Genomic DNA, 16,145 nt, shown 5'->3' on the forward strand with positions numbered 1-16,145 from the left:
AATTACCGAATTGAATTTCCTATATTAATTGACTGATATTTCATGGAAGCTTGTAATTTTGCAAAATGAACTATTTGCTCATAGAACAAGCCGATTTTAGAAATCAACTTAAACCATTCACATTCACTCGTCCGATTTCGGAGATTCGAGTGGGAATCTTAACTATTCGTGAAAAGTGGGAAAAACATTTAGACGCTTCCTTGTCTCATATTTCTACTCCTTCTTTAAGTGAGAAATATCCGGCAAATACTGAATCACAGAATATCTTAATCAATAGTTCAGTTTGCCCTAATCCTGAGCTAGTAAAAGCAATTCAGCTTGGCGCAAGCTTAAAAAAGGAGGGTATCTTAATATCTGCTGCAGCCACAGAAGAAGAAATAGGTTTTTTTGACCCAAAGCAGAAATTGGAAGAAGCTGCTGAATATGATGGTGACATCACCATGATCACGCAGAGCTGGCACATTTTTCAAAAAAATGCAGCTGAAATCAGAAGCGATTTTGAGTTAATCACTGCAGGAAGAAATTCACAGCATGTGAATGATCCACACACTTCCATTTATGGAGAAAAAAATATTTTCATTGAAGAAGGTGCCTCTATTAAAGCCGCTATTTTAAACGCTGAAAACGGTCCGATTTACATCGGCAAAAATGCTCAAATCCACGAGGGCGCAATCATCAAAGGCCCGTTTGCTATGCTGGATAATTCTCATGTGAATATGGGCGCCAAAATAAAAGGAGATTCTACAATAGGTCCTTATTGTAAAGTTGGCGGAGAAGTCAGCAATTCGGTTTTCTTTGGCTATTCCAGCAAAGGGCATGATGGCTTTATTGGGAACTCCGTAGTAGGTGAGTGGTGTAATTTAGGAGCAGACACTAACACCTCCAATCTGAAAAATAATTACGCTAACGTAAAACTATGGGATTATGCTAAAGGAGGATTTAAAGATACAGGCTTACAATTCTGTGGATTGATGATGGGCGACCATTCCAAATGCGGAATCAATACCATGTTCAATACAGGAACTGTAGTGGGTGTTAGTGCTAATGTTTTCGGAAGCGGTTTTCCTAGAAATTTCATTCCTTCCTTTTCCTGGGGAGGAGCAGCAGGATTCAGCACTTTCCAATTGAAAAAGGCTTTTGATGTAGCGGATAAAGTGATGCAGAGAAGAGATAAAGCATTGGATGAAGTGGAACAAAAAATCCTGACTGAGCATTTTGAGGAAAGCAAGGCAGACAGGATTTGGGAGAAAAATTAAATAGTGATTAAAGATGAGACCTGTCAGGTCTTGCATAAATAATTAAAACTTACTAAAAACAAGATGAAATTAGCGATAGGTGGCGATCATGCCGGATTTGAATACAAAAAAAAATTAGTTGAATTCCTTAAGAAAGAAGGACATGAAGTAAAAGATTTCGGTCCGGATACTGATGCCTCTGTTGATTATCCAGATCATGTGCATCCCTTGTCAGAAGCTGTTGAAAAAGGAGAGTATGAATTAGGAATTTTAATTTGCGGAAGTGCCAACGGAGTTGCTATGACTGCCAACAAGCATCAAGGAATCAGAGCAGGTATTGCGTGGGAAGATGAACTAGCTGCACTTACTCGTCAGCATAATAATGCCAATATCATTTGTATCCCAGCTCGTTTTATTGATTATGATAAAACGCAATCAATCGTTAAAACTTTCTTAACTACTGAATTTGAAGGTGGAAGACATGGAAGAAGAGTGGATAAGATTAGTTGTTAGTATGAGGATAGCCTTATTTAGTTGAAATTAGGCTATCTTATCATCACCTTCCATTTTCCGCTGTCAAGTTTAAATGAGCGTTTGATTGGCTAGTAGTACTTTTTCTTTGGTTTCTGATGCCTCAAAGAGTAAAATCAATATTATATGTATTCCTTTAGCATTCATACTTTTTCCAATGATAAAAAAGTATGCAAAAAATCTAAGTAAAATGATGCTTCTTCCCGCAACTGCCAACACTGGCTTGTCTGCAAAAGCAGGCCCGCCATTTTACTCTCCAACCCGCTTTTTCGCTTCTGGCGAAATTGAGGAATTAGCTATTATTGAACTCAGCAAGTAAAATAAACCTTTTACCTAAGTTTAGTAATTTAATACTTCCATCTCTGAATATATAGTGTAGGCAAGAGGAAAGCCGAAATCAATTGATAAAATAGTACAGGACCTAAGGCATTCTGAAAAATCAAGCTAATTTATAATCACCTCTTCAAAGAAGCCTTATTAAAAATGTAATCTGGAATTTCAGGATTAAATTGAATATCTAATACGATAAAATCAGTACCTTCTCCACTCATCAACATGTCTTTATAATTGATTTTTGTTGGGTACCAACGCCCATCGATTTCTTTTACATCCTCTAGCTTAACTCTTTTTAATAATTGCCCACTTTTGGCAAAGAGGTCTTCCTTGAGCGGAACAAATCGTTCAGTATCTACCCAGGTTTTTCTTGTTTGATAGCTAACATCTTCTACAATCGCATTTAGTTCAAGTACATAACAATTACGATCACCAATTTTTTCTTCGCCAACAATTGTCGCCTCATATATTTCCTTCAATTCTCTGTCTTCCATCATATCTTCATACGATAAATCGGAACCCATCACAGATTGCCTTAACATGTGTCCTGATAACTGAATAGTCCTGTCAGTGGAGGGATTATAAATCCATAATTTATCCTCTAATTTTAGCATTTTTGTGCCTTTTTCTCTTTCAGGAGAGAGGTACTCAGTAAATGATTTCTCATTTCCTTCCGCATATCCTTTAGATACAATTTCTCTGGTATTCCGCTTTCCTCTAATGACCATTTTAGATTCAGTAATAGTGGAGTTAGCGTTCATATTGTCTTTAACCTTATCCAATACTTGATCTGCCGTAATCTGAGCTTGGGTAAAGAAGCTAATCAAAATTAATAATCCAATCAGTGATATTTTTAGCAAGGTTTTCATACTTCCAATTCTTTAAATAAGTGAGCGGTTTCTCTTTTGTAAATTCCCATTCCAGATAGCATATTGCCTAAAACCATAGCTACCAGACCAGGAATAAAGCCAATATATAGTTGACTTGGAATAATTTTAGCCCGTATGGTAGACGGCATGATCATACTGGACTGATTTAATAGATCACTGATGTCAAGACCGACTTCCTGCATATAATAAGTAGCAAGCAGACCAAAAAGGGTTCCAATGATGCTTCCGATTGCTCCTATCAAAATGGCTTCAATTATCGATTTTCTGTAGATACTACCTTTAGATTCTCCTAATGCGAGGCGTATTCCATATTCCTTATATCTTCTGAGTCCCCCTAATAAACCTGTATTCCATAGCACTACAGACATTGCTAATATTAGTACTGTTACAATGATTTGCGACATATAATTACTATATGCTAGTATTTCACCTAATCCATTTTGATCTTCAAGGCTTTGCATTTCAGGAGCAAATTCATCCCCGGTGTTTTCATATTGAGCATTAAACTTTTTGACGATGTCTTCCGCACTTTCACTTTGATACTGCTCATTATTGAAAAAGCCTAATATTTCAGTAGCTCCATTTTCCATATTTAGGATTTGCTGCGCATCTGATATATCCATGATAACGGCACCTCTATCAAAACCAATGTTCCCGAATTTCACGGTGCCGGAAATGGTGTAATTCTGAAATGCCATGCTACCATACATAGTAGCGCCAACATAGGTGATTTCGTCTCCAATCTCTATTTCTAATCTATCTGCAAAATCATTGGAAATCAGCACCTCACCATTCTCCTTAGGGAGATTACCTTTTATAATGGAGTTTCTGATATTTAGTCGGTCTAATTCCTGAGTATTTTCTGAAAGAAGAGAAACAGCCATCACCGCAGCAGGGCCTTGACTTCTACTATTGCCCTCATCATCAGGAACGTCTAGCAGGCCTCCAAACTTTATTCTTTGAACCCATTGCATATCAGGATATTCAGCCTGTAATTCATCCTTTAGTTTGTCTGTTTCCAAAAGAGCTAGGTCTATCGGCAGCTGATCCTTATTTTGAGCATAGGCTTTGCTCATTATTTTGACATGGCCAGTTTCAAATCGAGCATTTTGCTGAATAACATCTTGAAAAACGCCTGCTAAATAACCGCTTAAAAATACCGTTAAAGTAACCCCTAATGCCACAATGATTATGGGTAAAAGGCTTCTGTTCTTATCTCTTATTATTCCTTTTAAAATAAACTGTATCATTGGACTTTACCTTTAAGTGCATCTACAGGGTCCATTTTTGCTATATTCCTCGATGGAATGAAACTAACAATGGTTGCGGATAATACCACTAGTGCGATAGTACCCATGATAAGCCCGATAGTGAAGGCTGGGTATATGCGCTGCGCGATCGTAACCCCCATATCTTGCTGTGTAACATATTCAGGCATCCCTATCCCAAAGGTTGAAAAATACCAAAATATCGGAACGCCAATTATTGTACCTACTATGCTAGCCAAAATGCTATACATACTTCCTTCCACTGTAAATAATTGAACGACTTGCCAGCGTGTCATCCCCAATGCAATATAGGTTCCTATTTCTTTTTGCCTTCTAAAAATCGATAGCACTTGAGTATCAAAAATAGCGAGCAAGGCTATTCCTAAGAGCAGAAAATACAGGATAGAACTACTAGCACTTTTCATTTCAATGATTTCCTGTAACTGCTTTAATAATTCTGCTTGTGATTTAAAATACCACTTGTCCAGGGGCGAATGAGAATAGTTTTCACTCGCTATAAAGTAGGTAGCCTCTCCCCTTAATCCGGTCATGTTCCACAGCCTCTCAATTGGAACCCAAATCTGACCCGCGTCAACAGAAGTGACATCGGTTTCAAAAATATCAGCAATTGTAATTTCTGCGGCATCGAAGGTCCCATTTTTATCTCGCCACCTTAATATCAGTTGATCTCCAACTTCCAGTTTATTTGATGAGGCCATTCTTTTACCGATCAAAGCTGGAATATTGGCATCGGACTTGGCGAATGCTTCAGTTGGCAATTCCAATATTTTCTGATCTGAATCTATACCTTTCATCAAAACAGAAACCATTCTTCCTTCAGGATAAAGTGATGCCTGTTGGATCAAAACAGTTGTTAAATTTTCACTTTGGGAAGCATTTAATTTTCCATGTGCTTCGTTTATGGAAAAGGGGTCAAGGGGATCGTAATCTTGATGCCGCAACTGACCATGGCCATATTCCCATTTTATACTTTCTCTCTGTGCTTGTAAATTCCAGCCATCCAGATAAGCATTAAAAAATATAATAACAATAAAAGTGAAAGCCAGAATTCCAACATTTAACCAGCTGCGCAAACCCGCACCGACTAAATTTTTATATGCTAATTGAAATGCAAGTTTCATGTGTATAGTGTTTGTTTTTAAATTGTCACATGGAATTCCCATAAATCTATTCATCCCTCTGTTGGTAAATTAGGAAACCTAGATTTATGCTCATTTCATGACTTTGAATTTTGAGCGGTTATCATTTCATCTTTTTCAACCTCACCACCTTTCAAGTGAATGATCCGATTCAAGTACTGCATTACCTTTTCATCATGCGTGGAAAACAAAAAAGTAGTCCCCAACTCCTCATTGAGCTTCTTCATGGTCTGAATGATCGCATGCGCATTAGTTGCATCCAAATTGGCCGTAGGTTCATCTGCCAAAACAATTTTAGGTTCCTTTACCATGGCTCTGGCAATGGCTACCCTTTGGCCTTCTCCACCTGAAAGTTTTGAGGGCTTTTTATTAGGTATATTTTCCAGACCCACCCATTCCAATGCTTGCATCACTGCTTTCCTTCTTTCCTCCTTGGTTTTGTTTTGCAAGAGTAAAGCAAATTCTACATTCTCAAATACCGTATAGACAGGCAATAAATTGTATACCTGAAAAATAAAACCTAAATGCAGATTTCTCAATTGAGCAGATTCTTTATGACTTAATTCTGCAACGTTTTTATCCATCACCCAGGCATTTCCACTACTTGGCTGATCTAAAGATCCAATGATATTCAGTAATGTGGTTTTTCCCGAACCGCTTGGTCCTACTACCCCCGTAAACTCCCCTTTCTGAAATTCAAGATTAATGTTTTTAAGTGCAACAAATTCCCCTTCTCCTTCTGGAAATTTCTTGGTGACATTCTCAATTTTGATGATAGGTTCCATAAGCAGTTAATTTAGTGATTAAAGACCAGCATTATACGAATTCCCGGTCCAGAAAAGTTATTGACTAATTCGTTTTGCTGAATCCCTTGAAATTCAGAAGGATTATAATATCCCATAAGATAGCCGATAATTCTTTTAAATTGATGCTGATAATTTAGAAAGAAGGTAGTGCTTTCCGTTTCCCAGCTGTAGTAAACCAAGCCACTGAAGCTATCAAAAAAACCTAAAGGATAACTTAAACTGGTAGCCGTGATATTAGCATAGTTATCAGAAAAGCCACTATCACTATTCCCAATTAATAGATGCTCAGTAATGACTGTGAGTCCATTACCTAAGCCTAATGTATAATCAGCTCCGAGATTTATTAGATTTTGATTAGTCAAACCACCAATATTTTCAGCTTTATGAATATAAGTAGATTCTAGCCAAAGTCCGACTACCCAATCTAATTTAACATCTATCGCCCATCTATTTTCGTCTATATTATCATAGGTATTATCATTAAAAACTTCACTAGCATCCGCTTTTCTATGATGATAAGTGAAGCCGATTTCTCCTGTGAGAAGTGGGAATTGGACACGTCCTCCAAATTCAGGGACCTTATCATTTGTAGCAACTACATCAAAACCTCTTCTTTTATTATTCCCATATAGACCCCAAAGCCATATATTAGCATTATTTTGAAAATAGTAATTTCCCATAATCCCATATACTCCATTTGTTAAAGCCAAAGGATCGCGAGGGTCAATTTGATTGAACCATTGTAATGGTCGGAGCAAAGTCGCCACCCCGAAATCTAGCTTTTGCAAGCCAACTCTCATTTGATAATTTTGCCCTGCATAGCGAGCCCAGAGTCGGTATGGTGCTAAACTTCCATCAGTTTGATTATCTTGAAAAGGATCAGAAAGAATGGAGCCACTGATATTAGCAGAAGCTAAAATATCAAAGCTTCGTCCTGAATCTAAAGAATGAGTGTAATTGACTTCGGGAATATAGCGCCCACCCGTGAATAAATAATACTGATTACTCGGGCTGATATTACCAAAAGCAGATACTTGTCCATCCCAGGAAATCTGGCTTTTCAATAGAAAAGGGCCGAACATTAGCAATATGATAAGTGTGCACCTCATGTGTCATCTTTTGACAAAAATCCCATAGAAAAAGAAATTGCTTAATTCCATTATAGCTTCATCGATGCTCTTAAACATTTTCAGGAAATGTTCATCTTGCATTTTAGTTCGAATCACGCCCAACATATCCATAATAAATTCAGCTTTTAAATCTTTTCTGACCCATCCTTCATTTTTAGCTTTTTCAAAATCAGCTATCATTACTTTATAAGATTTTAAGGTATGCTTCTGAATGAGCTCACTTAAAGCCGAGCCATCTTCAGTCAAGATTTCATCGATGAATTCCCTACTTATATTTTTAGATTCTTGATGTTTAAGCTTTAAAATCTCGCTGATCTTCTCTGGGAATGATTTCTTCTGGCTCATTACGGCTGAATATCTCCGTAAATTATCCTCTAAAATGCTTTCTAAAATCTCTTCCGCTGCATGTTCTTTGTTTACAAAGCGCCTGTAAAAGGTCATTTTGCTTACGTCTGCCTGCTCGCAAATTTCCTCCACGGTTACTTTCTTTAAACCATACTTCCAAAATAAAGCTTTGGCACTTTCTAATATCGCCTTTTGACTTTTAGTCATTTAGAGTGTTACTAATTTTAATTAATGTTACTAATATAGTATTATCATACGAATTAGTAACATAAATAGTTCAGTAATTCAACTTTATTTTTGCAAACTTCGGATTGCGTTATTGATGATCGAGGGATTTGTGGGTGTTTTATTGAGAAAATATGCCTCTAATTCTGAGTACTTCAGTTTATGGGATTTAATCAATCCTTTCATGATGGTTTTCAGGTACTGCTCATTAGGGAAATTGATCTCATTTTTTAGGTAATGCTGATTTGTAAAAGTAAAAATAGGGGCGTTATTTTCTTGGCCGAGATACAGTATGTTGCCGTACCAGCTATTTTCTCGTGCAATTGATGATTCGTTTTTGTAGGTCTTATTAAAATCAATTTTGATTGGATCTGCAATATTATTTTCTTGCTGCACGACTTCTAAGAATTGCTCTTGAGTGATTAAATACATATTGCCGAGTGTATTTGCCTGCTCCTCTCGTTCCGGATTAATGAAGCAGACTCCTCCTCCATTCCAGACCTGTGCTTCTTTTGCAAAATACAATTCGTGAGGGACATTAATTGGCTTTTGATCAATCGGTGCATTTTTATCATTACATCCGACATAAGTTCTTGTAGCACCTTCCGGTTTACCTCCTCGAATGTAGCACATGAATCTGTCTTCAGAAATGTTGGAACCATAGCTGGTATACCATATGTGTGTACCAATTTTCTCCATGTTTTTATGCGCGATCAAAAAATAATTTGGTGATAGCTAGGGCTTTTATTTTAGCTGCTCTGCCAATATCTTTATTCCTTCTTCAAAAGTATGCGGCCTGTAGCCTAACTCTTTTTTCGCTTTATCTAAAATAAAGCCTGTTTTTGGAGGTCTTTTAGCTGTTTGCTTGAATTTGGTGCTATCTGTTTTGGTCATACTTGACTGAGACAATTTAAAAAATTCAGCTGTTTTCACTGCCATTTCATAAGGGGTTAATAAATCATCTCCAGAAATATTAAATATCCCTTTTGCTTTTTTCTCTGCAATCAGCAAACAACCTTTTGCCAAATCTTCTGCCAAAGTTGGAGTTCTCCATTGATCATCCACCACTTGGATTTCTTTTCCCTCTTCCAAAGATTTTTTAACCCATAGGATAATATTAGATCTACTCATATCATGGGCAATTCCATAAACCAATACAGTTCTAGCTATAGCCCAGTTGATATTACTTTCGACTATCAGCTTCTCGGCCGCTAACTTACTTTCTCCGTAGTAGCTTATAGGATTAGCCGTTGCCTCTTCGAGATAAGGGCCATCTGCCCCATCAAAAATAAAATCAGTTGAAAGTTGTAACAAAAAAGCATTATACCTGGCAGCAGTTTCAATAAGGTGTTCTACTGCAGTCACATTTAATCTCCAACAGTCTTCTTTTTCGGTTTCGCATTGGTCAACATTAGTCAGAGCAGCAGTGTTAATGATAACCTCAGGTTGATACTTTTCAACTATGCTGTCAACTTGAGTTTTATTTGTGATATCAAGATTTTCGAAGATGTAACCTTCTTCAAAGGGAAGTCTATTCTTTCCCTTTGCTGTGGCAATAAGCTGATGATTACTTTCTTGCGTAATTAGTTGAACCAGTTTCTGCCCTAATAATCCATTAGAACCTGTTATTAAAATTTTCATTTTTCTTCTTCAGGATATTCGTAGCCATATTGCTCAGTTATCTTCTTCTTTGACAACTTTTCTATTTCCGCGGTCATAATAATATCTTTCACTGGTTTATCGGCTCCCCCCGTTCTTACTGCAGCAATGGAGTCTATTACAGCTAAGCCCTCTACTACCCTACCAAATACACTATATTCTCCATCCAAATGTGGAGCGCCTCCTATGGTTTTGTAGTCCTCAATTTGCGCATCAGAAAATGTGTAAGCTTCAATCTCACCAAATTCCTTTTCTACCAAAGAATCAGCAGTAGTCTCCATGAAATTTTGTAGACCTTCCATATCTTGAGCTTTCTGCATTTCCATTACTTCATTTCTAATATGAGCATATTTTTTCATGGCTAAGCACTCACGCAGCTTTAATTGCATTTCCTGAAACACCCTACCATCTGCCATTTGCGTTAAGTCACTTTCTTCAAAAGTTTGTCCATGAACAATGTAAAATTGTGAGCCGCTAGATTTTTTTTCAGGATTCACTTGGTCGCCTTGACGTGCAGCCGCCAAAGCACCTTTTACATGCCAAAAGTCAGGAACAATCTCGGCATCAATAGTATATTTGATTTTATCTTCCTCCTCTAGCCCTTCTTTTTGATTGACATCACCACCCTGAACCATAAAGTTTTCGATGACTCTATGAAAAATGGTACTATCATACTTTCCAGATTCTACCAACTCTATAAAATTAGCTTTATGCTTTGGGGTCTCATCATACAAAATGGCTTTCATATCACCATATTGTGTATGGAAAACTACCACTGAGTCTTTTGAAGTTTGACAAGAAGCCAAAAACATTAAAATTGAAAATGCTAAAATTAAACTGTTCTTATTTTTCATATTTACTATTATTCTGAAAGTTGTTCCCTAATTTGTTTTAATATTCTATCTCCGCCTTTCTTTAATACCTGTCGTGCTAATAGAGTTCCTAATTCCTCTGCTCTAGAAGTTTCATCCGTTAACTTCATAGAAATTCTTTCCTGACCGTCCAAACTAATTATTCCTGCCTCCATTTCAATAGAATTGGTATTGAGTTTAGCTAATCCAAAAACAGGAATACTACACCCACCTTGCAAATAACGCAAATAGGCCCTCTCTGCTTTTAAGCAAACTTCCGTATTTCTATGATTGAGTGCAAATCGCATCATATCTATTTTCTCTGATGTGATGCTATTATGTACTTCGATAGCTACTGAACCTTGACCTACTGCTGGTACAAATTCCTTTGTAGAAAGTTCTAGCTTAATTTTTTCATCATATTCCATTCTATGAACACCCGCATAGGCCAGTAAAATGGCGTCACATAAGCCTTCCTCCATTTTTCTGATTCGAGTTTGTAGATTTCCTCGAATATCCACAGTCTTAATATGCGGATAAAAATGCTTTAAAGTGGCAATCCTTCTAGTAGAGGAAGTTCCAATAATGATAGGGCTTTCTTTATCACTGATATCAATGGAATCTTTATGTGAAACCAAAACATCATTCACTTTTTCCCTTTCAGTAAAGGCAATCAATTCAAATCCCTCTGGCAATTCAGATTGCATATCCTTAGCACTGTGCACCGCAATATCGATGTTTCCTTCTGCCAATTGCGCCTCAATTTCCTCTGTAAAAACGCCTTTGCTTCCTATTTTAGATATGGCTACATCTAATATCTTGTCTCCTTTCGTTTGGATTATTTCTATGGTAGCTGTATGTCCGGCTTTTTCAATCCTATCTTTAACATATTCTGCCTGCCATAAAGCCAATTTACTTCCCCGGGTACCGATTCTAATATTCATTTTGTCCTTAGTTCCGATTGTTTTTGATGATACTGATAAGAAAGGTATTCTTCCGCTACATCTACTACAAATCTACCACTCAATAATTTTCTACCCAATAAAATAGGGTTTTTCATGTGACTTCGATCAGATAGGGAAAATTCCGTATTGTAAACTTTATTGAAAATCTTGATTTTGGTCTTGATTACATAACGCTCCTGGACTTGTCCATTGGAGCTTTTGATTTTTTTTAATTTAAATTCAGAAGTTTTAAACTTTTTGGCTTTCATACCTTGCCCGAGCCTCTTGCCACTAATAGTATAGACCAAAAATTCAGTCCCATCTTTAGCTTTTTCAATATGAATTTTTGAACAATGGATAGCCGAGGTGTAAGCACCCGTATCAATTTTTGCCTGGACTTTATCTAAGCTCAATTCGGGTAAATCTAGTTTATCAATTCTGCCTATCAGTCTTTGTTTCTTCAAAAAAAATAAATTATAATTTCAACTCTTTAATAACAGTAGTACCGCCTTTAGTTTTATTTCCAATACTCACTTTTCCCACACGCTAATAGTTAGTATATCTCAACAAGAGAACTAAATCTGATGAAAGAAAATTCTCCTCCAAGTTCAATCAGATCAACTTTATTAAATAACACTTTATTCTTCAGGTCATTAGACCAGCAATCTGTCAAAAAAGCACTTCCACAGCATTTTCATTTTCCACAATTATGGTGCTTCTTTCGTTTTCTATTCTAGCCATGCCGCCAAGTTTTCCTAGATGGTATTTGCAGAATTATACTACCCCAGAAACATGGCTAGGATTCACACGAACATTCACTGGTGACATAAAAATGGACAACTACTTTTTCCTATTAAAATATTCTTACTCATCGGTGTTATCAACAACTAATACTTCACCATCGGCTGGTCCAAAGCATTTCCTTTACAATATATTCAGGACTACGAAAAATTGTAAAATCACCAGATAAAGTACGGGTAGTGCTACTAAGAAAGAATCAATTATCCACTTTGGAGCAGCTAATAAAAACCCAAATATATAGCAACAAACAATATCAATGAGAAAAATAAAATCTCTCCTACTCCTTTTTGAAAAGCCATGCTTTCGGCTAAAAAACAATCAAATATAATTACTAATGAATTCATTTCATTGGTAATTGATAAATATGTAGAAAATTCATGCAGAAACCATTACTCTATGATTTTTAACTGCCAAATTAGATGAGGACGTCAATACTCCGAAGGAAGGGACCCATTGGCTTTTTTTGCAAAAAGCAAATTTACTGCTCGCAAGGAAAAAAGATTATTGTTACAAAGCTTCAATTTGTAGAGATCCCTTTCTTCAAAGTGATGACGCACAGAACGAAGCAAATAGAAAATTTACAATTCATAAAAAAAGCGCAGGAAACTGCGCTTTTGAATATGATTAGATGGGTTAGAATTATAAATTAATATCCCCCACGATATTTATAAGTTTGTGCTACTTTATCGATAGCTACAATGTAAGCCGCAATTCTCATTGGAACATTATAATCTTGAGAGGTCTTGTAAACAGCTTCAAAAGCGTCTTTCATAATCCTATCAGAACGTCTGTTCACACGCTCGCGAGTCCATTTATATCCTAATCTGTTTTGTACCCACTCAAAATATGATACTGTAACACCACCAGCATTTGCCAAAATATCTGGGGCTACCATAATTCCTTTTTCGTTAATAATATTATCGGCTCTTGCTGAGGTCGGACCATTAGCACCTTCCACTATCAATTTAGCTTGAATTCTACTGGCATTTTCATGGGTAATTACATCTTCCATAGCAGCCGGAATTAAAACATCCACATTTAAAGTCAATATTTCTTTTCCATCGATTTTCTCTGCTCCATCAAATCCCTCTAAGGTTCCATTATTACTATTTCTGTAATCAATAGCTTTCTTGATATCAATACCTTTTTCGTTATAGTAAGCCCCTGAAATATCAGAAATAGCAGTAATTGTTGCTCCTCGTTCTTCCAACAATAAAGCGGCAAAGGAACCTACATTTCCAAATCCTTGGACTGCCATAGTTGCTTTATATGGATTAATTTTCAGTTTCTCCATAGCTGCTAAGGCTGAAACCATTACGCCACGACCCGTAGCTTCAGTCCTACCCAAAGAACCTCCTAAAACCAACGGCTTCCCAGTTACAACAGCATTGACAGTCATACCCTTTGATCTAGAATATGCATCCATCATCCATGCCATTTCTCGCGGACCTGTACCCATATCCGGAGCTGGAATATCTCTATCCTCTCCGAACACATCTACCATAGACTCAGTGTAAGAACGTGTTAATCTTTCAATTTCTCCAGCAGACATCGCCCTAGGATTACATTTAATCCCTCCCTTTGCACCTCCATAAGGAATATCCACTACCGCACATTTCCAGGTCATCCACGCAGCCAAAGCCTTTACCTCATCAATATTAACGCCCATATCATAGCGAACACCACCTTTTGATGGGCCTAAAATAGTGGAGTGAATAACGCGATAACCCTCAAAAACTTGAATAGATCCATCATCCATGGTGATGGGGAGATTGACAATTACCTGTCGAGCAGGTGATTTCAATACATTGTAAATTTCATCGTCTAAACCTAAATGTTGAGCAGCGATATGAAATCGCGACATCATGGACTCGAAAGGATTTTCTAAGTCTTTAATTGGAGCCGGTTCGATATAACCCATAGTAGTATTTGTTTTTTTTAAAAACTTTCCGGTAAAATTAGTTATTTGTTGACTGATTTTTACTTTTTATGATGCTAATGTTGTAAAAATCATTCAAAAAGCATCAAAAAAGCAGAAATAAATGGCGCGGATAGCAAAAGTCCATCAAATCTATCCAAAAAACCGCCATGGCCTGGAATTATGGAGCCTGAATCCTTTACTTCAATACTTCTTTTAAAAAGAGACTCTACTAAATCACCATAAGTTCCTGCTATAACTATAATGCCTGCAATGCATAACCACTGCCAATCTGCAATTTCATCAAAATTGGCCGCCATGATGATCGCAAAAACAAATGCGAGTATCGTCCCACCTAAAGCTCCCTCCCATGTTTTCTTAGGGGAAATTCTTTCAAATAGTTTTCGCTTTCCAAACTTTACACCAGCAAAATATGCTCCTGTATCACTAGCCCACTGAATAAAAAGTGCCCCAATGATGATTTGAAAGCTGTAGGTACCGTTGTAAAAAACTGCAATATGCAGTAATGCAAATGGTGCTGCCACGTAAATAATACCTAAAAAAGTATAGGCTATGTTAGTAAATGGCTTTTTGTCATTCTTTTTGTAAAGCTTTACAAAGTAAACAGTAGATGCAATCGGTGCAATGGCGAAGTATATTCTTGGATCCAAATGCTCTGCATACACTAAAAATGTAATGCTGTAAATTGAAAGGCCGGTTATAGTTCCCCAAAATTTCAACGGGAGCATCCCGTCTAAGCCAACGAGCTTGTAAAACTCTAATTGGGTCAAAGCGCAAAGTATAAAGAATACTATAAAATAGGTCCACTCACTATAAATTATAGCCGAAAGAATTATTGCTACCCCCAATAATGCTGCTATAATCCTTTGGGTTAAATTATTGTATTTACTCAAATTTGATATCATCTTCAATTAGTTTAATCGCCCGCATTACCTCGTCCACTGTAACTGCGATTTCGTAATAGCCAAACAGATAGGCTGAATCTTTTTTATCTACAATAATGGCATGCAATTCCTTATCCTGCAAATAATCCTTTACGATTTGCGCCTGATAAAGCTTATCCGTTTTGAAAACAGTCTTCCAATTCTTCATTCCTGCGCTGTTCCCTTCATAAATTTCTTAAAATAAAAGAAAAAAACGAGACAAGCGAATAAGCCGATAATTGAAACATACAATGGAACTGCTGTGTCTACTTCCATCGGGTCAAAATCTTCAACATACTTTGGTCCGAAATACATCACCACCACTGCCAAACCATTATTAACAAAATGTGCTAAAATAGGATACCATATATTCCCTGAATAAAGATAAATGTAACCGAACAGGGCTCCTAATAAAATTCTTGGCACCACTCCAAAGAACTGCATATGAAAGGCTCCAAAAATGATAGCACTAATCCAAATGGCTAAATGCGCATTTTTGGTAGCTGCTTGTATTTTATTTTGCAAAAGACCTCTAAAAACTAGTTCCTCACCAACTGCAGGTAATATTCCTATGATGACCAAAGCAATTAACATTTCCCCAAAACTTCCATAAGAACTAAGCAATTCTGTGAGTTGCATCAGGCGATCTTCCATGTTTCTGGCCCATTCTCCAAAGCCTTTCATAAATTCCGGGAATTCAATGTTCATATTCCACTCTATAACTATGGAATTGAAAATCATAAAAGAAAAGGTGGTCAATACAATCAAAATTGATGGCTGTAAACCAACATTCCTGTTATTGAAATAAGTTTTCAAGCTCATTTTGTCCATCACTTTAATAAAAAAGAGTGCAAACAAAGTGAATCCAAGAAAATGACTTATCCCCTGAGCTACATACATAAATAATTTACTGTTAGCACTGAATGGCGGCTCCAAAAGCTTTTGGCTTTCCATAAAATCTACTCCCGCCACCACCACAGCAATACCTGTCCCAATTAATTGACTGAAAAGATTCCAAGCCAAAAACAGCAGTACAAGGTAAAAAATGGAGGTCCAGGGATTTTTATGGAGAATTTGTGGGTTGTTATGCTTTAAAGAATTCATA

The 16,145-nt window shown here is 36.9% G+C and carries 18 protein-coding genes; 3 read left to right on the plus strand and 15 right to left on the minus strand.

The features are described 5' to 3' along the window. The first annotated feature begins 65 nt into the window (after nt 1–65). From Q3Y49_RS04565 to Q3Y49_RS04575, 3 genes are all read left to right on the plus strand, one after another. Nucleotides 66–1,256 (plus strand): GlmU family protein, encoded by a 1,191-nt coding sequence (locus tag Q3Y49_RS04565; protein WP_303271060.1) that lies wholly within the window; start codon nt 66–68, stop codon nt 1,254–1,256. Between the two features lie 63 nt (nt 1,257–1,319). Continuing rightward, nucleotides 1,320–1,748, plus strand: a complete 429-nt coding sequence (gene rpiB, locus Q3Y49_RS04570) for a ribose 5-phosphate isomerase B (RefSeq protein ID WP_303271061.1) — start codon at nt 1,320–1,322, stop codon at nt 1,746–1,748. Between the two features lie 175 nt (nt 1,749–1,923). Next, entirely contained in the window at nt 1,924–2,085 is a 162-nt protein-coding gene (locus tag Q3Y49_RS04575) for a hypothetical protein (protein WP_303271062.1), read from the plus strand. A gap of 136 nt (nt 2,086–2,221) precedes the next feature. Here Q3Y49_RS04575 and Q3Y49_RS04580 read toward each other — a convergent pair whose 3' ends face one another. The 15 genes from Q3Y49_RS04580 to Q3Y49_RS04650 form a co-directional block, all read right to left on the minus strand. Next, a complete protein-coding gene (locus tag Q3Y49_RS04580; RefSeq protein WP_303271063.1) occupies nt 2,222–2,968 on the minus strand; it encodes an outer membrane lipoprotein-sorting protein in 747 nt (248 codons plus the stop codon). Further along, entirely contained in the window at nt 2,965–4,239 is a 1,275-nt protein-coding gene (locus Q3Y49_RS04585) for an ABC transporter permease (RefSeq protein WP_303271064.1), read from the minus strand. The genes Q3Y49_RS04580 and Q3Y49_RS04585 overlap by 4 nt, the downstream gene beginning before the upstream one ends. Continuing rightward, nucleotides 4,236–5,399, minus strand: a complete 1,164-nt coding sequence (locus Q3Y49_RS04590) for an ABC transporter permease (protein ID WP_303271065.1) — start codon at nt 5,397–5,399, stop codon at nt 4,236–4,238. The genes Q3Y49_RS04585 and Q3Y49_RS04590 overlap by 4 nt, the downstream gene beginning before the upstream one ends. Before the next feature lie 95 nt (nt 5,400–5,494). After that, on the minus strand, nt 5,495–6,202 hold the full coding sequence (locus Q3Y49_RS04595; RefSeq protein ID WP_303271066.1) for an ABC transporter ATP-binding protein: 708 nt from the start codon (nt 6,200–6,202) through the stop codon (nt 5,495–5,497). An 11-nt stretch (nt 6,203–6,213) separates the two neighbouring features. Further along, on the minus strand, nt 6,214–7,332 hold the full coding sequence (locus Q3Y49_RS04600; RefSeq protein WP_303271067.1) for a hypothetical protein: 1,119 nt from the start codon (nt 7,330–7,332) through the stop codon (nt 6,214–6,216). Between the two features lie 3 nt (nt 7,333–7,335). Beyond that, nucleotides 7,336–7,905, minus strand: coding sequence for a TetR/AcrR family transcriptional regulator (locus Q3Y49_RS04605; RefSeq protein ID WP_303271068.1), 570 nt, complete (start codon nt 7,903–7,905; stop codon nt 7,336–7,338). 84 nt (nt 7,906–7,989) lie between these two features. Beyond that, nucleotides 7,990–8,622 (minus strand): hypothetical protein, encoded by a 633-nt coding sequence (locus tag Q3Y49_RS04610; RefSeq protein ID WP_303271069.1) that lies wholly within the window; start codon nt 8,620–8,622, stop codon nt 7,990–7,992. Nucleotides 8,623–8,667: 45 nt separating this feature from the next. After that, nucleotides 8,668–9,564 (minus strand): SDR family oxidoreductase, encoded by an 897-nt coding sequence (locus Q3Y49_RS04615; protein ID WP_303271070.1) that lies wholly within the window; start codon nt 9,562–9,564, stop codon nt 8,668–8,670. Continuing rightward, the gene (locus Q3Y49_RS04620) at nt 9,561–10,436 is read right to left on the minus strand and encodes a peptidylprolyl isomerase (RefSeq protein WP_303271071.1); all 876 of its coding nucleotides are present in this window, start codon (nt 10,434–10,436) and stop codon (nt 9,561–9,563) included. Before Q3Y49_RS04620 ends, Q3Y49_RS04615 begins: the two co-directional genes overlap by 4 nt. Before the next feature lie 8 nt (nt 10,437–10,444). After that, nucleotides 10,445–11,377, minus strand: coding sequence for a hydroxymethylbilane synthase (gene hemC / locus Q3Y49_RS04625; RefSeq protein ID WP_303271072.1), 933 nt, complete (start codon nt 11,375–11,377; stop codon nt 10,445–10,447). Next, nucleotides 11,374–11,841 carry an ATP-dependent zinc protease family protein gene (locus tag Q3Y49_RS04630; RefSeq protein ID WP_303271073.1) on the minus strand — a complete coding sequence of 156 codons (468 nt, stop codon included), beginning with the start codon at nt 11,839–11,841 and terminating at the stop codon, nt 11,374–11,376. The genes hemC and Q3Y49_RS04630 overlap by 4 nt, the downstream gene beginning before the upstream one ends. A 983-nt stretch (nt 11,842–12,824) precedes the next feature. Beyond that, on the minus strand, nt 12,825–14,099 hold the full coding sequence (locus Q3Y49_RS04635; RefSeq protein WP_303271074.1) for a Glu/Leu/Phe/Val family dehydrogenase: 1,275 nt from the start codon (nt 14,097–14,099) through the stop codon (nt 12,825–12,827). 89 nt (nt 14,100–14,188) lie between these two features. Continuing rightward, nucleotides 14,189–15,022, minus strand: coding sequence for a phosphatidate cytidylyltransferase (locus tag Q3Y49_RS04640; protein ID WP_303271075.1), 834 nt, complete (start codon nt 15,020–15,022; stop codon nt 14,189–14,191). After that, on the minus strand, nt 15,003–15,209 hold the full coding sequence (locus tag Q3Y49_RS04645; protein WP_303271076.1) for a putative signal transducing protein: 207 nt from the start codon (nt 15,207–15,209) through the stop codon (nt 15,003–15,005). Before Q3Y49_RS04645 ends, Q3Y49_RS04640 begins: the two co-directional genes overlap by 20 nt. Continuing rightward, the gene (locus Q3Y49_RS04650; protein WP_303271077.1) at nt 15,206–16,144 is read right to left on the minus strand and encodes a CPBP family intramembrane glutamic endopeptidase; all 939 of its coding nucleotides are present in this window, start codon (nt 16,142–16,144) and stop codon (nt 15,206–15,208) included. Before Q3Y49_RS04650 ends, Q3Y49_RS04645 begins: the two co-directional genes overlap by 4 nt. Between the last annotated feature and the right edge of the window lies 1 nt (nt 16,145).

It is taken from the genome of Marivirga harenae (assembly GCF_030534335.1).
In the GTDB taxonomy this organism is placed as follows: domain Bacteria; phylum Bacteroidota; class Bacteroidia; order Cytophagales; family Cyclobacteriaceae; genus Marivirga; species Marivirga harenae.

Coding starts and splice junctions, on each gene's coding strand:
- Q3Y49_RS04565 (WP_303271060.1), top strand. CDS start 66: ATGAACTATTTGCTCATAGAACAAGCCGATTTTAGAAATCAACTTAAA.
- Q3Y49_RS04650 (WP_303271077.1), bottom strand. CDS start 16,144: ATGAATTCTTTAAAGCATAACAACCCACAAATTCTCCATAAAAATCCC.
- Q3Y49_RS04615 (WP_303271070.1), bottom strand. CDS start 9,564: ATGAAAATTTTAATAACAGGTTCTAATGGATTATTAGGGCAGAAACTG.
- hemC (WP_303271072.1), bottom strand. CDS start 11,377: ATGAATATTAGAATCGGTACCCGGGGAAGTAAATTGGCTTTATGGCAG.
- Q3Y49_RS04605 (WP_303271068.1), bottom strand. CDS start 7,905: ATGACTAAAAGTCAAAAGGCGATATTAGAAAGTGCCAAAGCTTTATTT.
- Q3Y49_RS04635 (WP_303271074.1), bottom strand. CDS start 14,099: ATGGGTTATATCGAACCGGCTCCAATTAAAGACTTAGAAAATCCTTTC.
- Q3Y49_RS04620 (WP_303271071.1), bottom strand. CDS start 10,436: ATGAAAAATAAGAACAGTTTAATTTTAGCATTTTCAATTTTAATGTTT.
- Q3Y49_RS04640 (WP_303271075.1), bottom strand. CDS start 15,022: ATGATATCAAATTTGAGTAAATACAATAATTTAACCCAAAGGATTATA.
- Q3Y49_RS04575 (WP_303271062.1), top strand. CDS start 1,924: ATGATAAAAAAGTATGCAAAAAATCTAAGTAAAATGATGCTTCTTCCC.
- Q3Y49_RS04600 (WP_303271067.1), bottom strand. CDS start 7,332: ATGAGGTGCACACTTATCATATTGCTAATGTTCGGCCCTTTTCTATTG.
- Q3Y49_RS04590 (WP_303271065.1), bottom strand. CDS start 5,399: ATGAAACTTGCATTTCAATTAGCATATAAAAATTTAGTCGGTGCGGGT.
- Q3Y49_RS04580 (WP_303271063.1), bottom strand. CDS start 2,968: ATGAAAACCTTGCTAAAAATATCACTGATTGGATTATTAATTTTGATT.
- Q3Y49_RS04610 (WP_303271069.1), bottom strand. CDS start 8,622: ATGGAGAAAATTGGTACACACATATGGTATACCAGCTATGGTTCCAAC.
- rpiB (WP_303271061.1), top strand. CDS start 1,320: ATGAAATTAGCGATAGGTGGCGATCATGCCGGATTTGAATACAAAAAA.
- Q3Y49_RS04585 (WP_303271064.1), bottom strand. CDS start 4,239: ATGATACAGTTTATTTTAAAAGGAATAATAAGAGATAAGAACAGAAGC.
- Q3Y49_RS04645 (WP_303271076.1), bottom strand. CDS start 15,209: ATGAAGAATTGGAAGACTGTTTTCAAAACGGATAAGCTTTATCAGGCG.
- Q3Y49_RS04595 (WP_303271066.1), bottom strand. CDS start 6,202: ATGGAACCTATCATCAAAATTGAGAATGTCACCAAGAAATTTCCAGAA.